Origin of the sequence: Flavobacterium aestuarii (assembly GCF_040049115.1) — a bacterium.
Classification (GTDB): Bacteria; Bacteroidota; Bacteroidia; order Flavobacteriales; family Flavobacteriaceae; genus Flavobacterium; species Flavobacterium aestuarii.
The window spans coordinates 59,213-81,489 of sequence record NZ_JBDLZZ010000004.1; the positions used below are offsets into that span (position 1 = coordinate 59,213).

A 22,277-nucleotide genomic window follows, 5' to 3' on the forward strand; every position below is an offset into this window, starting at 1 on the left:
CATGAAACTGATTGACTTTAAAAGAACGAGATAATTCATAATGATTACTTCAAAAGTAAACATTATTTAAGAATTATAAAAATATTGTTAAGTGATTAGTGTACTCAAATCATATTTGCGATTTCTACTTGTAGTGTTGAAAGTGTTGTGTCTACCGCCGAACAAATTCGGAATATAGGTTCCCAGACGGCATAGTTGCACAATATTCTATGATTTTTGCTATAAAAATTTTGATTACATGTCAATTCAGAAAAAGCCTTACTGTGGTTTGTAAGGCTTTATAGTAATTTCCACTTCACTTCGATATCCGGGATGGTAGGATGGTCGGTAATTTACATAACCCATTTGCTGTAACTCCTTAAAGTATTTATGATAGGTTGGTAAGGTACTGATATGTGAAAGCGACATTATTTTGCTACGACTTACTTTAATTATCTTAGTGTGTCCTTGTCTATATCCGAGACAAAGAATTGCACTTAAAAGAGCGAAATGCCAAACATTAAGCCTGGGATCCTCTTCTAAAATGGAAAGGTATCTTGAAAGTTTTTGCAGTCTCATATTAGTTTTTATCGCTGAACAGATTCATTAAATCTGATTTGCTATAATAATAAGATCCTAAAACTTTTTTGAAGCGCACTTTTCCCGTTATCCGAAGATTCTGTAACGATGCTGATGACATATCCATAAGTTTTCTGACAACACGGCTTTTAAGCCATTCTGGATTTAAGCCACCTTCTTCTTTATTTTGGTTTTTCTCTACAATTTTTTTGAACTGCTCCACTAGCAATATACCAAATTGGCTTAAATCATCTTTAGTTATATTATCGTTCATCTTCGCGCCTCCTATCTTAATTTGTTAAATAATGAGTGAAATTAAGGAGTAATTTTTTAGACTTTTGAAAAAGGTATTTCATGTCCTTGTTAGGCTTTTAATGTCTGAGAGTAGGTGTTTAGATGTGTTGAACTTTTTTGTGAATGAATCCTAAAGAAATATGATAATATTTTAAAAAAGCATCAGTCTTCGTACTTAAATTGTCTAGAAAAAAATATTGCTAGTTGTTATAACGCAATATCTTATTTTTATGAAGAATATCTATCAGAAAAAGGATTATATAACTAGTGGTAACAGATTTAATGATGGCATTAATTCTAAAGTATTTTCATACTAACAAATGTCGAACTTTTTTTTATTGAAGATCTCAAAAGCTAAATCCAAAATGGCGATAACAGTATGTGTTATTATTCGTATGATAAATGATAATATTCGTTTTACTAGTTCTGATGTTGAGAGTTGCTGCAAAATATTGATACTACTACAATAATTATTTATAATAATTAATAATCATTATAAATAATTATTTGTAATAAAAATAAAATTCCTATTTTTACACTCTTGAAATTTACAAATATCATATTATCAATTATCATTGTAGTACTTTCCTGTATGCCTTGCGCAGACAAGGAACAAGGTGTTTCGTCTGAAAAAGCAACTATAACAAATAGTTCAAAACAGGACCATGAGAAAGATGCATGTTCTCCTTTGTGCACTTGTAACCATTATGGCTGTCAGGGTTTTGTCTACAATATAGTATCGAATTACAATTTTATTACCGTCAAAAACATAATTGACAAAAAACTACCTGAATACAAATCAATTCTTACTTCCAATTTCTACGGGAGCATTTGGCAACCGCCACAAATTAATGCTTAATTTTTTTTGATTGATGTTTAAATGAATAGCCATTAATGTATAGTGCATTAATAACACTATTAATTTTCATTAATCTCTTCTACAGTATTTGATATATTCAATTATTGTAAATTATAAATAAATTATCAAACATTAATCATTGTAAATAGTGTTAAACAAAATCATTCATTTTAGTATAAATAATAAATTCATCATTGGTCTGATGACTTTATTCTTAATCATTTGGGGCGTTTGGAGTGCTTCCAAATTACCTATTGATGCAGTACCGGATATTACAAACAATCAGGTACAAATTATTACGCTTTGCCCAACTTTGGCAGGACAGGAAGTAGAACAATTAGTAACTTTCCCAATAGAACAAAGTATTGCAAATCTTCCCGATTTAGAAGAAACCCGAAGTATTTCACGCTTTGGATTATCAGTAATCACAGTCGTTTTTGATGATGATGTCAATATTTATTTTGCACGACAGCTTATTAGTGAACGCCTCAAAGAAGCGATTAGTCAAATACCACAAGGCATCGGAACCCCAGAATTAGGTCCTGTAAGTACAGGACTTGGTGAAGTGTACCAATATATTTTACATCCAAAAAAAGGAAGCGAAAATAAATATTCGGCCATGGATTTACGTTCTATGCAAGATTGGATAGTAGCAAGACAACTCAACGGGACTCCCGGAATTGCTGAAATAAATAGTTTTGGGGGTAAATTAAAACAATATGAAGTTGGCGTGAATCCAAATCGCTTAAAAGCAATGGGAGTAACTATTCCTGATATTTTTAATGCTTTAGAAAAAAACAATCAAAACACAGGTGGTGCATACATTGATAAAAAACCTAGCGCTTACTTTATTCGTGGAGTTGGTCTCGTTACTTCCTTGGAAGATGTGAAAAATATCGTTGTGAAGAGCAACCCAAATATTGTCCCTATTTTTATAAAAGATGTAGCTGATGTCAAGTTTGGAAGTGCGGTACGTTATGGAGCAATGACATATAATGGAAAAGTAGATGCAGTGGGTGGTATTGTCATGATGCTAAAAGGTGCAAATAGTAATGAAGTGGTACAAAGGATAAAAGACAAAATGATTGTCATACAAAAATCATTACCTGATGATGTAATCGTTGAGCCATTTATAGATAGAAGTAACTTTGTAAACCGTGCTATTTCTACCGTTGAAAAAAACCTGATTGAAGGTGCATTAATTGTAATTTTTGTATTGGTGTTATTTCTCGGAAATCTTCGTGCAGGACTTATTGTAGCTTCGGCTATACCACTTTCTATGTTGTTTGCTTTGGGATTGATGAAAATTTTTGGAGTAAGTGCAAACCTAATGAGTTTAGGAGCTATAGATTTTGGTTTAATTGTAGATGGTGCCGTAATTATTGTAGAGGCTACTATTCATCATTTAGGGTTGCGGAAATCCACGCAAATACTCACACAACAAGAAATGGATAACGAAGTGTTTGTATCTGCTTCCAAAATTCGTAGTAGTGCTGCTTTTGGTGAAATCATTATTTTGATTGTATATATTCCCATTCTTAGTTTGGTAGGTATAGAAGGCAAAATGTTTAGTCCAATGGCTCTAACAGTTGGGTTCGCTATATTGGGAGCTTTGATACTTTCTTTAACTTACATCCCGATGATGTGTGCTTTATTTCTATCAAAAAAAGCATTGTCAAAAGAAACACTCTCAGATCGAATGATGAAGTGGCTACAAAAAATATACCAGCCTATGCTAGAAAGAGCTATTAAAATAAAATATTGGGTAATAGGAATTACTGTTGGGGTATTTATTTTTAGCCTTTTATTATTTAGCAGAATGGGTGGCGAGTTTATACCGCAGTTACAAGAAGGAGATTTTGCATTTGAATTTAAAATGCCTCTCGAAACTTCGTTATCCCAAAGTATCGAGACCTCTATGCAAGCTTCAAAAATCGTCAAGCAATTTGACGAAGTAAAAATTGTGGTGGGCAAAACGGGTGCTGGAGAAGTACCTACAGACCCTATGCCCCCAGCATCAACCGATTTGATGATTATTCTCAAACCACAAGACGAATGGAAATTAGACAGAACCTACAATGAATTAGGAGAAGCAATTGAAGATAAATTAAGAGTTATTCCTGGTGTTTTTGTAGAAAAAAGCCAGCCAATACAAATGAAATTTAATGAATTGATGACTGGAATTAAACAAGATGTTGCTGTAAAAATATTTGGAGAAAATTTGGACAGCCTTTCTGTATATGCTAAAAAGGTCGAAAATGTTATTATAAATGTAAAAGGGGTTTCATCGCCTCAAGTAGAACAAGTCGATGGTTTACCGCAGATAAATATAGAGTATGACCGTTTGCGAATTGCCAATTATGGCCTAAATGTAGAAGACATAAATAGTATTGTAAGTACTGCTTTTGCAGGAAAGGCAGCAGGAGTCGTTTATGAAAACGAACGAAAATTTGATTTGGTAGTGCGGTTAGACAGTACATCAAGAAGAAGTATCGACGATGTAAACAATTTATTGATTCCGACACCTAGTGGTAATCAAATACCATTATCACAAGTAGCAAAAGTAGATTTTAAATTGGGACCGGCACAAATCAGTAGAGAGGCGGGAAAACGTAGAATTGTAATTGGTTTTAATATACAAGATAGAGACGTACAAAGTGTGGTAAAAGAAATTCAAAATAAGTTAGCTACAAAAGTAAAATTACCATCAGGTTATTATTTTACCTATGGAGGAACATTTGAGAACTTACAAAAAGCATCCAATCGTTTGATGATTGCAGTTCCTATTTCTCTACTGCTAATTTTTATGCTTTTGTATTTTACATTCAATTCAGTGAAACAAGCCAGTTTAATATTTTCTGCAATTCCAATGAGTGCTATTGGTGGCGTATTTGCATTAATCCTTCGCGGAATGCCTTTTAGTATTTCGGCAGGAATTGGTTTTATTGCATTGTTTGGAGTAGCTGTATTGAATGGGATTGTACTTATAGGCACATTCAACCAACTCGAAAAAGAGGACTGGGATGACGTTATCAAACGCGTTATTGAAGGAACAAAAATCAGATTGCGCCCCGTTTTAATGACGGCTACCGTTGCTTCATTAGGCTTCTTACCAATGGCAATGTCACACAGTGCAGGTGCCGAAGTACAAAAGCCATTAGCAACTGTTGTAATTGGCGGACTGCTCTCAGCTACATTTTTAACTTTATTTGTATTGCCGTTACTGTATATCATATTCAATACAACAACTAAAATAAAAGGAAAATCGATAACAACAATTTTAGTTATCGGATTGTTTCTTTCATTCAGCAATGGTCAGGCACAATCACGTAAATCTATTGATGAAATCTTAAATTTGGGACTAAAGGATAATTTGCAATACAACATCAATCAGTCACAAATAACAAAAAACCAGCTTTTGATAAAAGGAAATAAGGAGTTTCCTAAAACGGGTATTTTTGTCGAGAATGAAGATCTTCGTCCTTCGGATAAAACGGGTGTTTGGAAAATAGGTTTACAACAAAGTTTCTATATGCCTCAAGTAAACCAAGCCAAGAAGAATTACTATAGTGAGCAAACTAAATACTACGAAGTTAACAAAGAAGTAATCAATGCGGAACTGAAAAAAAATATTCGTTCTGTGTATTATCAATTATGGTATTTGCAAGACAAAGCCACTTTGTACCAACAATTAGATAGTATTTATGCAGGCTTACTAAAAACTACTCTTGTAAAAGTAAAAACTGGAGAAAGTGCTGGTATTGAAAAAATTTCAGCAAACGTAAAATTGAAAGAAATTGAAACAAACATCACGCAACTTCAAAAAGAAATACTAGTACAACAACAACTATTAATGCAATTATTGAATAGTTCAGAAGCCATTTTGCCTCTTTCAAAATCATTAGAAAAGTTGGAATATGGTTTGCAGAATTCAACCGAAAACCATCCAAGACTTCTTTTATTGCAACAAAATGTAGCCATTGCCAGTAGTGAAATTGCTATTCAAAAAAGCAATAATTTACCTGAATTTTCCGGACGTATTTTTTCACAGAAATTATATGGCGTAGATGATCCATATAGTGGTTTTTCATTTTCAACATCATTCCCAATATTCGGAAACGGTGCCAATCATAATAAAATAAAAGCAGCTAAAACTGAAAAGGAAGTACAAGAACAACTACTGCAATACCAAACACAAGTACTTAAATCTGATCTGGCCCAACGTCAGACCGAAGTAGAAAAAAGTCTGTCCGGTTTACAATTTTACGAAACTGTGGGTTTGCAACAAGCCGACGAAATTATAAAAGCCGCTAACCAATCCTACCGTGCAGGAGAAACAAGTTATGCCGATTTCTCCTTGTATTTGAGTCAAGCGATCGAAATACGAAAAAATTATTTAGACAATCTAAATACGTACAACCATGCCATTATTGAATTCAATTATTTTACAAATAAATAAATTAAAAAAAAAAATGAAATCTTTAAAAATATATAAGAATCCCCTTTTGCTATTTGCCTTTTGTCTCTTGATTGTTTCTTGTGGAAAAACCGAAACTAAGCCAGAAGAAGAACAAAAAACAAAAACAGAAGAAGCTGCTCCTACAATCGCTTCACTCACAGCCGAGCAAATAAAAACGGTAGGCATACAATTCGGGACAATCGAGCAAAAGCAATTAAAGGCAACACTCAGAGCGAATGGTGCATTGCGAGTGCCTAACAATAATAAAGCCAATGCGACTTCAATGTACGGTGGTGTTATAAAAGGTATTAATGTACAATTAGGTGATTTTGTAAAAAAAGGTCAAGTAATTGCTACGATCGTCAATCCGCAATTTATACAACTACAGGAAGAATATTTAAGTGCTTCCTCTAAAATAATCTTTGCGGAACAAGAATTAGCAAGGCAGAAAGAACTCAACTCAGGTAACGCAGGAGCACTGAAAAACTACCAAAATGCTGATGCAGAACTAAAATCAATTAGAACACGTAGAGCCTCTTTACAACAACAAATCAAGTTAATGGGTATCAATCCAAATAGCTTAAGTAATAGTAATTTACGTTCTACATTGTCGGTGACAAGCCCTATAACTGGCACTATAAGCAATGTATTTTCTAAAATTGGAAGTTATGTTGATGTATCTTCACCTGTTGCCGAAATTGTAGACAACTCACAATTGCATTTGGATCTGAATATTTTCGAAAAAGATTTACCTATACTAAAGGTGGGGCAAATTATACATTTTAGAATTACCAATAATTCAGGACAAGATTACAATGCTAAAGTGTATTCAATAGGTGCAGCCTTTGAGAATGACAGTAAAAGCATCCCAGTACACGCCACCGTTCAAGGAAATAAAACTGGGCTAATAGACGGAATGAACATAACTGCAATTGTAAGTTTAAATAATGTAACTAGCGATGCTGTACCGACAGATGCTATAGTAAGTGCTGATGGAAAAGAATATATTTTCGTTGTAACCAATAAAAAAGCGGAAGAAGAACCACAAGAAGAAGAAAACAAATCCGAAGAACCAAAAAGCAAGGAACCGACAACAAATTTTGAAAAAATTGAAGTGGCAATAGGCGTTTCTAATATGGGATATACCGCTATAACATTGGTAAAAGAGATTCCTGTTAATGCGAAAATTGTAACAAAGGGCGCATTCTTTGTAAATGCAAAATTAACCAACAAGGGAGAAGAATAAAGAGTAATCGGCCCATTGGTGTAATTATTAAAAATAGCAGTTCACTAAAAATTAAAAAACTAATTACCCCAATGGGTTAATCAATCTAAAAAATGAAACATCAACACAAATACGATGAAAATGGCAAACAGCTTTGTTGCACATCGGAAGAAGAAATAAATAACAAAACCAACAAACAAACAGAATGTTCCTGTACTGATAATGGTCCTGAAAATCATTCTGATGATGATGGTCAAGGAAATTCAGCCAAAGAAAAATCTACTTTTCAAATGTTCTTGCCTGCAATAATAAGCCTTGTGCTATTACTTATCGCTATTGGTTTTGACCACTATTTTACTCAATCTTGGTTCACAGGCTGGACACGCATTGTTTGGTATATAGTAGCTTATACGCCTGTGGGTTTTCCAGTAATAAAAGAAGCTTTTGAAAGTATTCGCAAAGGAGAAATATTTTCGGAATTTTTATTAATGGGAATTGCAACTATTGGAGCATTTGCCATTGGAGAATATCCTGAAGGAGTTGCTGTGATGTTGTTTTATGCTATTGGCGAAATATTTCAGGCATTGGCAGTTCAAAGAGCAAAAAGAAACATTAAATTATTATTAGATCAAAGACCAGATACCGCTACAGTCATCAAAGATGGAAATACTATTGATAAAAAAGCATCCGAAATTACTATCGGGGAAATCATCCAATTAAAACCTGGAGAAAAATTGGCTCTTGACGGAAAATTACTTTCCGACAATGCTTCCTTAAACACATCTGCCTTAACGGGTGAAAGTAAGCCTGATACAAAACAAAAAGGAGAAACCGTTCTTGCCGGAATGATTAACCTGAATACGGTCGCTCAAGTTGAAGTTACAACAACTTATTTAGATAGCAAGCTTTCAAAAATCTTGGAAATGGTTCAGGAAGCCACCGCAAAAAAAGCAACAACCGAACTATTTATCCGAAAATTTGCTAAAATATATACGCCAATAGTTGTTTTTCTGGCAATCGGAATTTGTTTCGTTCCAATGCTATTTGTCGAAAATTACATCTTTAATGATTGGCTATACCGGGCTTTAATTTTCTTGGTGATTTCCTGTCCTTGCGCATTGGTAATCTCTATACCTTTAGGATATTTTGGAGGAATTGGTTCAGCCAGTAAAAACGGAATATTATTTAAGGGTTCTAGTTTTCTCGATATAATGGCATCCATTCAAGTTGTTGTAATGGATAAAACAGGAACGCTGACCAAAGGTGTTTTCAAAGTGCAAAAAGTGGTAGCCGTTGATGTTCCCGAAGCCGATTTAGTAAAATATACATCTGCACTCGAAACCAAATCAACCCATCCTGTTGGAACTGCTATTATTGAATATGCCAATGGTGCTGAAAAAAATGTAACCGTTACCGATGTGGAAGAAATTGCAGGATACGGACTAAAAGGAAAAGTAGATGGAAAAGAAATCTTGGCAGGAAATGTAAAACTGATGAAGAAATTCAGCATCAGTTACGATGCAGAAATTGACAATACGCCATTTACAATAATCGTTATTGCCATCAATCAAAAATATGCAGGATACTTTTTAATTGCTGATGAAATCAAAGAAGATGCTAAACAAGCTATCGAAAGTTTGCATAAAATAAATGTAAAAACAGTAATGCTTTCAGGTGATAAACAAGCTGTTGTTGATGCTGTGGCCCAAGAGTTAAATATCGACCAGGCATTCGGTGATTTGTTACCTGAAAATAAAGTCGAAAAAGTCCAGGAATTAAAATCTCAAAACTTAAAAATTGCCTTTGTGGGCGATGGTGTAAACGATGCGCCAGTAGTTGCCCTTGCCGATGCAGGAATTGCAATGGGCGGTTTAGGCAGTGATGCAACAATTGAAACTGCTGATATTGTCATTCAAAATGACCAGCCATATAAAATATTTACAGCGATAAACATCGGTAAAAAAACCAAGCAAATTGTGTATCAAAACATTGGACTGGCATTTGCAGTAAAAGCGATTGTTCTTGTTCTTGGAGCTGGTGGTCTGGCAACAATGTGGGAAGCCGTTTTTGCAGATGTAGGTGTAGCATTGCTTGCCATTTTAAACGCAGTTAGAATACAACGAATGAAGTTTTAAAAATCGGATTAAATATAATGCTCTTTTCAACGAAAAATATTTAATATTTCTAGAAAAGAGCTAATCGAATGAAAAAACAAAACGGATTCAAACTATAATTTATAAATAAAGATATAGCTGTTCAAAAACTTATAAATTGAACTGACTCATAGCAGTTTTTTCCCTACTTAAATAATTCTATTTAAGTAGGGAATTATTTTGCAAGCTATTTCAAAGAACCCTAAATCTGAGATTTACACAAAAAAATAAAATTAACTAAGTATATTTTACATTATCATAATGCCAACAAAGAAAAACATTTACAGCTTACTTTTTACATTGATAGGGATTGTAACATTCGCACAACAAATCCAGACTACTAATACTAACCAATTCTCATTTGACAACTCTTTACTAGTTATTAATTCCGGTAGCAATAAATTAGAAAACGATAAAACTAACCGTTATACTTTTGACAAAGAGGATTCGTTTAAATTAGACTCTTCTTTTCACATTAATGACTCCCTTGTATATCCACCAACAACAAAAGACTATAGGAAACTAGGCTATAATACCGCTATTGTTTTTGGTACAACTATTGTTGCTTATGGTATTTGATGGTCTCTTCCTGAAAGCTTCACAAAATGGGATAAGGAAGAAATGAAAAAAAACGGAATAACAACCAAATGGAAAGAAAATGTGAAAGCAGGCCCCGTTATAGACGATGATAATTTCTTTTTAAATTATGCAATGCATCCATACTTTGGAGGTGTTTATTATATGACAGCTAGAAGCAATGGTTTTACTATCTTAGAATCCTTTGCTTATTCAGCTATAATGTCAACTTTTTTCTGGGAATATGGGGTTGAAGCCTTTGCAGAGATTCCCTCTGTACAAGATTTAATTGTCACACCTGTCTTAGGTTCCGTAGTGGGAGAAGGCTTTTTCTATGCCAAGAGAAGTATTCTTAAAAATGATTCCAAAGTATTAAATTCAAAATTTCTGGGTAAAACCTCCTTGTTATTGATGGATCCACTTAATACTATTATGGATAGTTTCGGTTACAAGCAAAAGGTAAAAACACAACTTAATGTAGCTCCAGTGGGGTTCAATCCATATACCAAAAGTGCTACTTTAGGACTTAGCTTTTCGGCTAGCTTTTAATTTTTTTGAAACAAGCGTCCCTCTCAGGTAAAGCCCAACAAACCACAACTCAACAAACTCTATTATTACATATCACTCCATCTTTTAAAGATAAAATGGTGATTCCCGTAATGATGTATCCTAAATTCGAATACTCCCGATTTGACAAGTATTCGTTATAAAATAAAAAGATGCTTTTTATAGCATCTTTTTAGTAGTGGTATTTAATTAAGATCAAATTCTATTTTTTGTCATTTATCTTTAATTTTTTGTCAACTTCTTCAACCCTTTAAAAAAAAAATGAAATAGTTATTTTATAATATTCACATAGTAGAACAGACTCTATTATAGTAAATAAAATAAAATTTCTAATAAGTTCAGAATATAATGTTTTAAAACAAACTCACTTTATTTTATTAATCCATATGCTAAAACTTTTCCTAAACTTATAAACCTTACTTACAATATATATACCTATTGGGATTACTATTATTAATATGATTATTTCATACCATTTCATAATCTATTTTTTAACTCTACTTTTATCATATTCCAGTATCTCCTGTTCAGAGAGAGGTGTAATAGATATTTCTTTAAATCTTTCAACTTTCTCACCCTGTTGATGTAAGTCTTTTTTCACTTCTCCTTTATCAAATAAATTAATTTTTATTTTAACCAAATCATTGGAAAAAGGTTTTTCAGGAAATAAATCTAGATAAGAGTCTAGTTCCAATGCTATTGCTATTCGCGATAGCATTCTAATATTGTATTTTGCGGTCTGCTTTGGATTTTCAATATTTCCAATATACCCTTCTGATACTCCTAGTTTATGTGCTAACATCACTTGTGATAAGTTAGATTTTAATCTTAATTCTCTAACTCGTTCAATTAAATAAAAATCTAATTCTGATATAATTATTTCTATAATCATCTGCTTAATTTGATTTAGAAAATAAAGGATTAAAAAAATATTTCACACATACATATAGATATGTGAAATAAATTCGATATATTTGTTTTGTAATACTATTATGAATAGTAATTTTGCGATTCTTCAAATACAATATTGAAGCATTCGCTTTGAATCTCGTTTTCAAAAACTGGTAATTTTATACACACGAGATGATAAGTAAGATGCTCACGTCCTATGGCGTGGGCTCACTTATTCGTGTGGAGGGTATACCAGTACCTTGAAAGCGTTTAAGTTGAGTTCCATGCCATTTTTTATGCCTATATTTTATAGGTAAAACTCAACTTTAATTCTTAGCACTGCTTCATTTTTTAAGTTTCGTAATACCATTAATTAATGAATTAGTTGGGAAAGACACTGCCACCGCCTGGCTGCAACAGGCACCGGCAGTTGGCTTTCCTTTAAAAAAACCTTTAATCAAATGCCTATGCAATAAAAAAAATCTCATTCACTTTTTTAGTCATTCGTCAAATTTTTGACTTTAAGATTAAAAAAAAAATGGCCCTCTATCTCGTCGCCAAACTACCTAGAGGACCGTAGCTAATAAAACTAACGTTTCACATAACCAACCCAATATTATGAATAATTTTTCATTTTCTAGGGGTGGAAAGGCTTTTTGTTTCCTGTTTTTAATGGGTGTCATCTTGTCTTTTTCCCCTATACAAGCAAACGATACACTACGTCATAGCCTAACCGTTGCCCAACAGTTTCAAGTTCAGGGAACTGTCACAGATGGTGGCAATCCTTTAGCTGGTGTAAGTATTTCTGTAAAAGGGAAATCAATTGCCACCGTAACGGATTATAATGGTCATTACACCCTTTCTGCCTCACCACAAGACATTTTAGTTTTTTCGTATATCGGATACCGAACACAACAGGTTTCCGTGCAAGGGCGTACCACAATCAACATCAGCTTACAGGAAAACACGACCAAACTTCAGGAGGTCAAGATCAATGCGGGATACTATTCTGTAAAGAACAGCGAACGAACTGGTAGCATTTCCAAAATAAGTGCCAAAGACATCGAGAAACAGCCCGTTACCAATGTTCTTGCCACGATGCAGGGTCGTATGGCGGGAGTAGATGTCACGCAAGACACAGGAACTCCCGGCGGTGGGTTTCAAATAAAGATACGAGGACTCAACAGTCTTCGTGAAGAAGGCAATGAGCCACTGTATATTATTGATGGCGTACCTTATTCTTCAGAAATTATCGGATACAGCAATACGACCAGTGGAATACCTACACCCACAAGTCCGTTAAACAGTATTAATCCCAACGATATTGAGAGCATAGAAGTTCTAAAAGATGCCGATGCGACTGCTATCTACGGTTCGCGTGGTGCCAATGGTGTGGTACTGATTACCACCAAAAAAGGCAAGGCAGGAAAAACCAATGTAACAGTTTCTGCCTCTTCAGGAATTGGAAAAGTCACAAAAATGATAGACCTGATGGATACCCAGCAGTATCTGGAAATGAGAAGACAGGGTTTTGCCAATGATGGCGTTACGACCTATCCCGATTGGGCTTACGATATTAACGGCACTTGGGATCAAAACCGTTATACCGATTGGCAGAAGGAGCTTTTGGGCGGAACTGCGGTAATTACCAATATGCAGGCGTCTGTATCTGGTGGTTCCGATTTAACCCAATACCTGCTGAGTGGTACCTATCATACTGAAACTACGGTGCTCCCGGGAGATTTTGAGTACGATAAAGCAGCTGTCCATTTTAGCATGAACCATAGGAGTGAAGATAAAAAGTTTAAACTCACTTTTTCAACAGGCTATACCGCCCAAGACAATGTACAGCCTGAAACCGATATTAGCCGCACTGCACGAAATTTGGCTCCAAATGCCCCCGCTTTATATGATGCCGACGGTAACCTGAATTTTGAAAACAGTACCTTTAGAAATCCATTGGCAGCACTTCGCGCCATCACCACTGCAAAAACAAATGATCTTATTGCCAATACCGTACTTAGTTATCAAATATCCCCCAGTTGGGAACTCAAGGCTAACTTAGGCTTAACGGATTTAAAGAATGCTGAACAGCGACTATTGCCTTCGACGATGTATGATCCTGCCTATGGATTGGGAAGTAACCGCTCATCGATGTTTTCCAACAATACTCAAAGAAAATCATGGATTGTGGAACCGCAGCTTCGCTGGAACCATGATTTCGGTATCAGTAAAATTGACATACTGGTGGGGGGTACCGCGCAGGAACAAACTTCTTCAAGGCTGTACCAGTTCGGATATGGTTTTGCCAGCAACAGCCAGATTACAGATATAGCTTCTGCCACGCAAAAATCCATTTATGTAAGCGATGAAACGCTGTATAAATACCAAGCCTTTTTTGGGCGGCTCAATTACAATTGGGATCAAAAATACATTGTGAACATAACAGGAAGAAGGGACGGCTCCAGCCGATTTGGTCCAGGTAAGCAGTTTGCCACTTTTGGAGCTGTGGGAGCCGCATGGCTGTTCTCGAAAGAAAATTTCCTCAAGGAAAACACCGTTTTTAGTTTTGGAAAGCTTAGAGCGAGTTATGGCAGTTCAGGCAGTGATCAAATAGGGGATTATCAGTATTTGGATACTTATACTTCTTCAGGTCTGAATTATAATGGTGCAATAGGTTTGGATCCCACACGACTCTACAATCCAGATTTTAGTTGGGAAATCAATAAAAAAATGGAAGCTGCATTGGAAATGGGGCTTCTAAGTGATCGAATATTCTTTACGCTGGCTTGGTATCGAAATCGATCGTCCAATCAGCTGGTGGGAATTCCTTTGCCTGGAACCACTGGATTCAGTTCTATTAATGCCAATTTAAACGCGACTGTCCAAAATATGGGTCTGGAATTTACACTGCGAACCTTAAATTTTGAAAGTAGCAATTTTAAATGGACAACTAACTTTAATATCTCGGCTTCCCATAACAAACTGCTTTCTTTTCCGGGACTCGAAGGATCTACTTATTCTAATCGATATGTTATCGGAGAATCTACAAGCATTGTAAAGACATATCAGTTAAATGGGGTCAATCCGCAAACGGGACTCTATGAAGTGGAAGATATCAATAAAGATGGAATGATTACTTCTTTGGAAGACAAAAAAAATATTGAGGATCTCACTCCAAAATATTTTGGAGGTTTAGAAAACCAGTTTCAATATGGAAATTGGCAATTGGATTTTCTTTTTCAATTTGTAAAACAGAAAAATTACGACTACAGTCCCAGCGTTCCTGGAGGAAGTTTCTTTAATCAGAATTCGGACATGGCAAATGCATGGCAGCAAGCAGGGGATCAGGTTCCCTTTCAGATGAATACATCGGGTGAAAATGGGGATGCCGTAAATGCCTATTACAACTATCTGGACAGCAATGCCTCTATTGTAGATGCGTCGTTCATACGGTTAAAAAATATTGCGGTAAGCTATGATCTGCCGTTGCAGGCTATCAAAGGTGTCCACTGCAAACTGTCACTGCTGGGACAAAACATATTGACGTTCACGCCCTACAAAGGAGGTGATCCCGAATTTAAATATACTGCCTACCTGCCTCCGTTAAGAATAATCACGGCTGGCGTACAGCTTACTTTTTAACCTTAATACATACAGCCATGATATATATACTTATTATTTTTAAAAAGCTACTTCATAAAAGTGCTAAAGAATTGACTGCTAATAGTTGTTTCCTTATAGCGGTATGTCTAACACTAGCTGGCTGCGACAGCTTTGTGGAAGTGGATCTTCCAGCTTCACAACTGACAGCCAAAACCGTGTTCGAAGATGCAGGAACTGCTAATGCCGCAATGGCGGGTTTGTATGCCAAAATGAGAGATGGCGGCTTGTTAAATGGAAATTCAAATGGTGTTTCCTGTAATCTTGGCCTCTACGCCGATGAATTTGACTACTACTACGCATATGACGTAAGCAATTTTTATACCAATTCGCTATTTCCTGGTGAACTAGGTGTAAACGATATCTGGAACAAGAGTTACAGCCAGATTTATAGCGCCAATGCAGTTCTTGAAGGATTGGATAATTCCATATCCATTGCCGAAGCCAATAAAAAACAGTTGCAAGGGGAAGCTATCTTTGTGAGGGCATTGCTTCATTTTTACCTGTTGAATCTTTATGGCGATATTCCTTATATCACCACAACGGATTATTCGCAGAACAGCAAAGTGTCCAGAATGCCAGCAGATAAAATCTACAGCCTGATTGTAATGGACTTGAACAAAGCTGTTGAATTACTGTCAGAGGATTATGTTTCGCCTGAGCGCATTCTTCCTAACCGAAGTACTGCTACAGCACTTTTGGCACGGGTTTATTTGTATATGGGAATGTATCCTGAAGCATCCAATGCCGCCTCTTCTGTGATTAATAATCCACTGTATATCTGGGAAACGGATTTGGATAAAATCTTCCTAAAAGGAAGCAGTACTACAATCTGGCAATTTATGCCTAACACCTCCGACAGTAATACTGCAGAGGGTAGTCTGTACATTTTTACTTCGGGGCCACCACCAGTGGTGGGACTTAAACCGGATTTTGTAAATGCTTTTGAAGCGGGTGATCTGAGAAAAATACATTGGACAACTGAAGTGACTGACGGAGTCTCAACTTGGTACCATGCCTCTAAATATAAACAACAATCGACGACCCCGAGTTCAGTGGAATATTCCATAGTGTTTCGTTTAGCGGAACTATATTTGATTCGAGCCGAGGCCAGAGTTTATCAGGGAGATCTGATTGGGGCGAAGGAAGATCTGAATCGGATTAGAACAACGGCAGGACTTAACCCTACAAATGCTGTGACAGCCGAGGATATTAAAACCGATATTCTTAATCAGAGGCGTTTTGAATTGTTTACTGAATTTGGGCAACGTTTTTTTGATTTAAAACGAACTGGAAAACTGGACGAAATACTATCTGTATCCAAACCGGGATGGAATACTACTGATAGTTTGTGGCCATTACCTGCTCTTGAATTGAATTCCAATCCAAATCTTAATCCACAAAACCCGGGATATTAAAATCATTATGAAAGCAATACTAATAATAAGAAAAAAAATTGACTTCGAAATTTTGAGTTTAGTATTGGCTACACTTCTTTTGTTACTGTCCTGTCCCTGTATGGGGCAGGTACAACAAAAGAAGGCATTAACCGAGAACGATTACCAGAGATGGGGAACACTAGAAGTAAAAGCCATTTCTGACCAAGGGAAATGGGCAAGTTATGCGATGCGTTACGAAAACCACAGTGATACTTTATTTGTGCAGAACATCGCTAAAAATAAAAGCTATGTTTTCCCAAAAGGAAATGACGGTCGTTTTGGAGGGGAACAACTCTTTGCTTTTCTAGCTCCCGATTCAAAACTAAAAGTAATGGAGCTGCCCACAGGCAAAATTGCGGTTTATGACAATGTTAAGCGGTATGAGCTGGCAAAGGATGGCCAATATATAATCACCCTGAATAAAGGTTACGGTGAAAAATGCCTGATGCAGATCCGCAACCCAAATGGTAAGGTGATTGACAGTATTGACGGTATCTCTGAATATGTGTTAAATGCAGATAAGGATGCGATTGTGTATGCTTCGAGTCAAAAGGATTATAGCGAGATAGGGATTATTCATTTTACCCTCTATTCACATACTGCTGTTTCAAAAGCAAACGGCAGTCACTTTTTTAACTTGATGTGGGCTAAGGACTCTAAATCGGTGGCTTTTTTACGGGAGACAGATTCAGCTACTAAGGAAGTTACCGTGAATTATTATAGAATTGCTGATAAAAAGCTCTTCTCACTGGATTATGCCTCTAAAGCGGATTCAAAGAATATGGAAGTTTTTAAAAGGACCACATATGCCATTTCCGACGATGGAAAAAAAGTATTTTTTATGTTAGCCAAAAAGAAGGATCCTAATTTAGAAAAGCCGGATGTGCCTGAAATTTGGCACGGCAACGACAAATGGCTTTATGCAGACAGACAACGACAGCAGACTGAGGGCGATATTCCCAAAGTAGCTCTCTGGTATCCTGAAACGGGTTTATGGTTACAGATCAGCGATGACGAGCTACCGTCAATCATGCTGAGCGGACAACAGCAGTATGCTGTTTTATACAATAAGTTTTCCTATGGCCTGCAATCGAAATATTATGAAGAAGCGGATTTTTATTTAACCAATCTAAAGGATGGTTCCAAGGAGCTGATACTGAAAAAGCAATCCGTTGACCCCAACCAAATGGGATTTGATCCCTTCAGCAACAAAATACTATATTACCGGGAAAACAATTGGTGGGTTTATGATCCTCTGGCAAAAAAACATACTAATCTGACCCAAAAAGTTACCACGCACTGGGATAACTATAATACTGCAGATGCTCCCCACCAATTTGGAGCCTATGGCAATCCAGGCTGGACCAATGATGAAAAAAATGTTTTATTGTATGATGCCAATGATATCTGGCTAGTGGCTATCGATGGTTCTTCTTCCAAGCGATTAACGAGAGGATACGAGAAAAACATAGTTTACAGGATAACTCCCATTGAATATGACTGGCGATCACAGAGTAACTATGATGGAAGGAACCCCACCATTTTTGATCTGTCAAAGGATTTACTGCTCGAAGCAAGGAATACCGACAATTGGTCAACAGGATATTTTATTTACAATGATAAATTGAAAGAACATCTCCTAGTATATGAAGCCGGTAAAATAGATGAAATCCGCAAGAGTAAAAACAGTGCTTATCTCTTCCAGACTCAAACTTTCAATCAGTCGCCACGATTGGAATTCAGAAGGAAAAACCAGACCGCTTCCAAAATTTTATTTCATTCCAACAAACAGCAAAAAGATTATTCTTTTGGGAAATCAGAATTACTGTATTACTACAATAGTAAAGGTCAAAAACTAAAAGCGGCGCTGTTCTATCCTGCCCATTATAACCCAACAAAAAAATATCCAATGGTAGTCCATATCTATGATGTAATGTCTGATGAACTTCATCAGTATGTCAATCCCAGCTTCTTGAATCGGGAGGGTTTTAATGTAACCAATTATACGCTCAATGGTTATTTTGTGCTGATGCCCGATATCATCTACCAGATGGGTAATCCTGGAAGTTCGGCCGTTGATTGTGTAACAGCCGGAGTCAATGCGGTTACAGGCAAAGGATTGGTGGATAAAGATAAGATCGGTTTGTTCGGGCATTCTTTCGGGGGTTATGAAACCAATTTCATCATATCGCAGACCAATATTTTTAAAGCCGCCGTTTCCGGAGCCGGAGTGAGCGATATCATTTCTTATTACTTTAATATCAGCAGGAATGGTTATTTTCAGTCTGATATGTGGCGATTTGAAAATCAGCAGTTCCGCATTGGAAAATCGCTGTATGAAGATAAGGAAGCATATGTCAGCAACTCACCCATTATGCACGCCGAAAACGTAAAAACCCCGCTGTTGCTATGGGCAGGTAAAAATGACAGGATTATTCCGTGGAATCAAAGCATTGCCTTTTATCTAGCGCTTCGAAAATTGGAAGTTCCAACACAGATGCTCGTTTATCCTGACGAAGACCATTCACTAGAGAATTCAGAAAACCAGAAGAATCTCAGTCAGCGAATGATGGAATGGTTTGATTATTGGCTGAAAGGGGAAGCTGAATTTAAAGCAGTATCAAAAGAAACGGAATAGGGAATAAACATAAAAAAATAATGCAGTTTTTCAAAAAAACTGCATTATCTTCATTGAAAAATGATTTTACTAATTGCGGTGCAATTGTTGGTTACAAGAAGTTTTACTGCCACCATAGGCGATATTACCACCGCTGAGACAGGCAGGGCCATTACCTGGAGCACAGTTAACATCAGGAACTTCCTGACAGTCGTTCACTGATGGATTGTGAATAAAAGCCGGAATCAATACATCGGCTTTACTTACTTCTGAAGTGTTAGTACTTACTGCACCGGCACTAGCCAGAGCAAATGCTGCTATAGGCAGTACAAACGCTCTTAAAATGGTTGTTTTCATAATATTTAAATTTAAATTAATAGAATTTGATCTACTCTTTTCTACAGGTTTTCGATCGTTACTCCTGCTACCGGCCGGTATCTTTCAATAATATTTATATACTGTACTAAATTTTGGATTGGATTCTTTTCCCGTATCCGTATTTCAGTATATAATGTCCCGAAAGGATATACATCGCTGAATCGCCAGCGAAAAAGTTTTTCATTCGCCCCGCTTCTTCATCATACACGTAAAAACTCAAAAGATAAGTCTGTTTTGACAAATCATAAACGTCAACTACAGAAGCATACTTCCACACATCAATCTCTTCATATTTGCCTCGTAACAGGGAATTAACGAAAAGTAAGTTACCCCGTACTGTTGTGTGACGATTAACCATATACGGTGGTGCTGCCAATTTTATGTCCCCGGATTGTTTTATTTTTACCACTTCTAATTTTGCTTTAGTAGTAGTGTCAATGGTATTGGCGCGATGCTCAACGGTTAGGTTTTCCTTTGTAATAATATATTGGTTGCGATAGTAGTAAGTGTAAATCAGTTTATGCAATGTGGCGCTATATTGTAGTGTACCATCGGTATCAAAAATTCCTTCCATCTGTTTTTGCAACACCTGTGGATTGTATTTGATTTTTGGATTCTCATAGTTGTTGGCAATCCCCAGAATATTTTCTCCTGTTGGAGGTTTTTGGGTTCTAAAAGCCAGTTGCGTATCATTGATAAAGACTATATCTGAAAAATAGAATTGTTTTTCCATCATTACTTTGGCTTTCCAGTGGGAAATCAAACCTCTGTAAATGACAGGAACCGTCCCATCAATTACATAGAAATATGGAGCGTTAATCCGAATCTCGACTGCCTTAAAATTAAAATTCTCACGGTCAAGTTGTATAGTATGCTTCTTTTTACTTTTTAAATTAGAATCAATTTCAAGAATTTGAAGCGGAGCCAAACGATTGGCTAAATAAATTTTATTTTTATTAGTACCAGCAACATAATAAGATGTATTTCTTAAATCAATGCTACCTACTTTGGCAGCCGTAGCCTGTGGAAAGCGTCTAATAAAAGGGTTTTCCTTTTGCATAATATCTTCTGAGAAGAGAAATAATCCTGTTATTACCAAAACACTTCCTAAAACTAACAAGGATAGTCGAATCAGAATGCGGTTATTCATTGATCGCAATAAAATGGCGAATATTGCCAAAAACAGGAATGCCAGATTAAAAATAAGATGTTCTTTCCATCCTAACTTTTCCAAAATACCACCGCATGAACAGGGAATAAAATAACTGAAGTGCAGTATGATAACTATATAAGTAGTAAACATACTCATCAAGGCTACTGCAGCACATAAAGCAAAATATCTAAATCTAGGGACACTCAGTAGAACTGCTATAATCAGTTCCAGAACAATTACAGTAATAGACACAAAATCTGCAAAGGGGCTTAAAAGGGGAGACTGTCCCAACTGAGCCTGAAAGTTTTCAAAATCCAATAGTTTACTGACTGCTGCATAGACAAAAAGTATAATATAGAGCAAACAAGTAAACTCTAAAAACAAGTTCTGTATTTTGATATTGAATCTCATAGCTTCATAGATTTTAGTTCTACAAAGCAAAATTCTGAATTCAAAAGCCAAAAGACTTGTCTTATTGGGAGCAAAACTTGGTCAAAACGGATAAAGTTTGAAAAACTAAAATTTAACCTTCCTATAATGAAGTAAAACCGGTTTCATTTCGCTTTATTTCATATGGAGAAAAACCAAATCGTTTTTTAAAGGATTTTGAAAAATTGGGATAATCGTTAAAGCCATTCATCACCGATATATTTTTCAAAGGTATAGTAGTGTGTTCAATCATAAAATAAGCTCTTTTCAAACGCTCATCATTATAAAACTGGTAAATACTGGTTTTAAAAAAATGACGAAAGCCATCTTTTAATTTATGTTCATTAGTACCAAATTCAGATGAAAGCACTTTTAGCGATGGAAGCGGTTCTTCAAGGTGTGCCAATATATAGTCATAAAGTTTCTGAATCAATAGTGCATCAGCTTTTCGAGTTTTTAAATATTTCTCGTTTTCATTTTCGTACATCAAAGGACGATAAGAATCTTTACGGGCAGGAGTAACAAAATTTAATATAATTTCCGAACTATTAACTAACCTTCCAATAGTACAGGAAACAGAAACAGGCAAATGTTCATTAGGTGTAAAATCTAAAGCAATAGTTGTAGACAATGAAACATTTGTATCAAGTACATCATGAAGTTGTTGCAAAGAAACTGTAGTAATAATGCCCTCCAAAGGCAGGTCTATCAATTCAGATTCCGAATAACCTAAAAAATAAGCAATTTCAGGAGTAAAGCTTTTGATAGAAAAAGAGGTGTCCAAAACAAGTGTACTTTGAGCTATAAATTGAAGTTTTCTATGGGTATTAACATAGCCGACATTAAAAATCGACTCTTTCATTTCTTCCGCAACCATATTAATTAAAACAACAAGCGTTTCCAATTCTTCATCATTGGAACTTAAGGGAATGCGACTGTTAAAATTGCCACGTGCCATCTCAAATAACATTTGATGTATTGTAACAATACGCTCTTCGTTGTATGGTTTTTTCATA

Annotated in this window: 14 protein-coding genes; 9 read left to right on the plus strand and 5 right to left on the minus strand. The window is 35.8% G+C overall.

What is annotated here, in order from left to right:
* Positions 1-559 precede the first annotated feature (559 nt).
* Positions 560-832 (minus strand): hypothetical protein, encoded by a 273-nt coding sequence (locus ABEG11_RS05230; protein ID WP_024981657.1) that lies wholly within the window; start codon positions 830-832, stop codon positions 560-562.
* A gap of 561 nt (positions 833-1,393) precedes the next feature.
* Between ABEG11_RS05230 and ABEG11_RS05235 the strand changes: the two genes are divergently transcribed.
* The 6 genes from ABEG11_RS05235 (at position 1,394) to ABEG11_RS05260 (ending at position 10,673) form a co-directional block, all read left to right on the plus strand.
* Entirely contained in the window at positions 1,394-1,711 is a 318-nt protein-coding gene (locus tag ABEG11_RS05235) for a DUF6660 family protein (RefSeq protein ID WP_348823149.1), read from the plus strand.
* A gap of 148 nt (positions 1,712-1,859) precedes the next feature.
* Positions 1,860-6,170 carry a CusA/CzcA family heavy metal efflux RND transporter gene (locus ABEG11_RS05240; RefSeq protein WP_348823150.1) on the plus strand — a complete coding sequence of 1,437 codons (4,311 nt, stop codon included), beginning with the start codon at positions 1,860-1,862 and terminating at the stop codon, positions 6,168-6,170.
* Positions 6,133-7,416 carry an efflux RND transporter periplasmic adaptor subunit gene (locus ABEG11_RS05245; protein ID WP_435302829.1) on the plus strand — a complete coding sequence of 428 codons (1,284 nt, stop codon included), beginning with the start codon at positions 6,133-6,135 and terminating at the stop codon, positions 7,414-7,416. The genes ABEG11_RS05240 and ABEG11_RS05245 overlap by 38 nt, the downstream gene beginning before the upstream one ends.
* A gap of 92 nt (positions 7,417-7,508) precedes the next feature.
* Positions 7,509-9,530: a heavy metal translocating P-type ATPase gene (locus tag ABEG11_RS05250; RefSeq protein ID WP_348823151.1), complete on the plus strand. Its 2,022-nt coding sequence runs from the start codon at positions 7,509-7,511 to the stop codon at positions 9,528-9,530.
* 279 nt (positions 9,531-9,809) lie between these two features.
* Positions 9,810-10,127 carry a hypothetical protein gene (locus tag ABEG11_RS05255; RefSeq protein ID WP_348823152.1) on the plus strand — a complete coding sequence of 106 codons (318 nt, stop codon included), beginning with the start codon at positions 9,810-9,812 and terminating at the stop codon, positions 10,125-10,127.
* Between the two features lie 42 nt (positions 10,128-10,169).
* On the plus strand, positions 10,170-10,673 hold the full coding sequence (locus tag ABEG11_RS05260) for a DUF3943 domain-containing protein (protein WP_348823153.1): 504 nt from the start codon (positions 10,170-10,172) through the stop codon (positions 10,671-10,673).
* Positions 10,674-11,175: 502 nt separating this feature from the next.
* Here the strand turns inward: ABEG11_RS05260 and ABEG11_RS05265 are convergent.
* Complete coding sequence (locus ABEG11_RS05265) at positions 11,176-11,583, minus strand: helix-turn-helix domain-containing protein (RefSeq protein WP_348823154.1); 408 nt, start codon at positions 11,581-11,583, stop codon at positions 11,176-11,178.
* Between the two features lie 617 nt (positions 11,584-12,200).
* Between ABEG11_RS05265 and ABEG11_RS05270 the strand changes: the two genes are divergently transcribed.
* From ABEG11_RS05270 to ABEG11_RS05280, 3 genes are read left to right on the plus strand one after another with little or no spacing between them, the layout of a single operon-like run.
* The gene (locus ABEG11_RS05270; RefSeq protein WP_348823155.1) at positions 12,201-15,227 is read left to right on the plus strand and encodes a SusC/RagA family TonB-linked outer membrane protein; all 3,027 of its coding nucleotides are present in this window, start codon (positions 12,201-12,203) and stop codon (positions 15,225-15,227) included.
* Positions 15,228-15,244: 17 nt separating this feature from the next.
* Entirely contained in the window at positions 15,245-16,663 is a 1,419-nt protein-coding gene (locus tag ABEG11_RS05275; RefSeq protein ID WP_348823156.1) for a RagB/SusD family nutrient uptake outer membrane protein, read from the plus strand.
* A 7-nt stretch (positions 16,664-16,670) separates the two neighbouring features.
* Complete coding sequence (locus ABEG11_RS05280) at positions 16,671-19,322, plus strand: alpha/beta hydrolase family protein (RefSeq protein ID WP_348823157.1); 2,652 nt, start codon at positions 16,671-16,673, stop codon at positions 19,320-19,322.
* A gap of 69 nt (positions 19,323-19,391) precedes the next feature.
* On the opposite strand, the gene ABEG11_RS05285 is transcribed toward ABEG11_RS05280, so the two are convergent.
* The 3 genes from ABEG11_RS05285 to ABEG11_RS05295 form a co-directional block, all read right to left on the minus strand.
* On the minus strand, positions 19,392-19,658 hold the full coding sequence (locus ABEG11_RS05285) for a hypothetical protein (RefSeq protein ID WP_024981674.1): 267 nt from the start codon (positions 19,656-19,658) through the stop codon (positions 19,392-19,394).
* Between the two features lie 106 nt (positions 19,659-19,764).
* Positions 19,765-21,243, minus strand: a complete 1,479-nt coding sequence (locus tag ABEG11_RS05290; RefSeq protein ID WP_348823158.1) for a MauE/DoxX family redox-associated membrane protein — start codon at positions 21,241-21,243, stop codon at positions 19,765-19,767.
* Between the two features lie 121 nt (positions 21,244-21,364).
* A complete protein-coding gene (locus ABEG11_RS05295; protein WP_348823159.1) occupies positions 21,365-22,276 on the minus strand; it encodes a helix-turn-helix domain-containing protein in 912 nt (303 codons plus the stop codon).
* Position 22,277: the final 1 nt, after the last annotated feature.

What these genes read in the sequence shown, in the direction of transcription:
- ABEG11_RS05280 (WP_348823157.1), top strand. Translation starts at nt 16,671, where the DNA reads ATGAAAGCAATACTAATAATAAGAAAAAAAATTGACTTCGAAATTTTG.
- ABEG11_RS05265 (WP_348823154.1), bottom strand. Translation starts at nt 11,583, where the DNA reads ATGATTATAGAAATAATTATATCAGAATTAGATTTTTATTTAATTGAA.
- ABEG11_RS05260 (WP_348823153.1), top strand. Translation starts at nt 10,170, where the DNA reads ATGAAAAAAAACGGAATAACAACCAAATGGAAAGAAAATGTGAAAGCA.
- ABEG11_RS05230 (WP_024981657.1), bottom strand. Translation starts at nt 832, where the DNA reads ATGAACGATAATATAACTAAAGATGATTTAAGCCAATTTGGTATATTG.
- ABEG11_RS05290 (WP_348823158.1), bottom strand. Translation starts at nt 21,243, where the DNA reads ATGAGATTCAATATCAAAATACAGAACTTGTTTTTAGAGTTTACTTGT.
- ABEG11_RS05250 (WP_348823151.1), top strand. Translation starts at nt 7,509, where the DNA reads ATGAAACATCAACACAAATACGATGAAAATGGCAAACAGCTTTGTTGC.
- ABEG11_RS05275 (WP_348823156.1), top strand. Translation starts at nt 15,245, where the DNA reads ATGATATATATACTTATTATTTTTAAAAAGCTACTTCATAAAAGTGCT.
- ABEG11_RS05295 (WP_348823159.1), bottom strand. Translation starts at nt 22,276, where the DNA reads ATGAAAAAACCATACAACGAAGAGCGTATTGTTACAATACATCAAATG.
- ABEG11_RS05245 (WP_435302829.1), top strand. Translation starts at nt 6,133, where the DNA reads ATGCCATTATTGAATTCAATTATTTTACAAATAAATAAATTAAAAAAA.
- ABEG11_RS05285 (WP_024981674.1), bottom strand. Translation starts at nt 19,658, where the DNA reads ATGAAAACAACCATTTTAAGAGCGTTTGTACTGCCTATAGCAGCATTT.
- ABEG11_RS05255 (WP_348823152.1), top strand. Translation starts at nt 9,810, where the DNA reads ATGCCAACAAAGAAAAACATTTACAGCTTACTTTTTACATTGATAGGG.
- ABEG11_RS05270 (WP_348823155.1), top strand. Translation starts at nt 12,201, where the DNA reads ATGAATAATTTTTCATTTTCTAGGGGTGGAAAGGCTTTTTGTTTCCTG.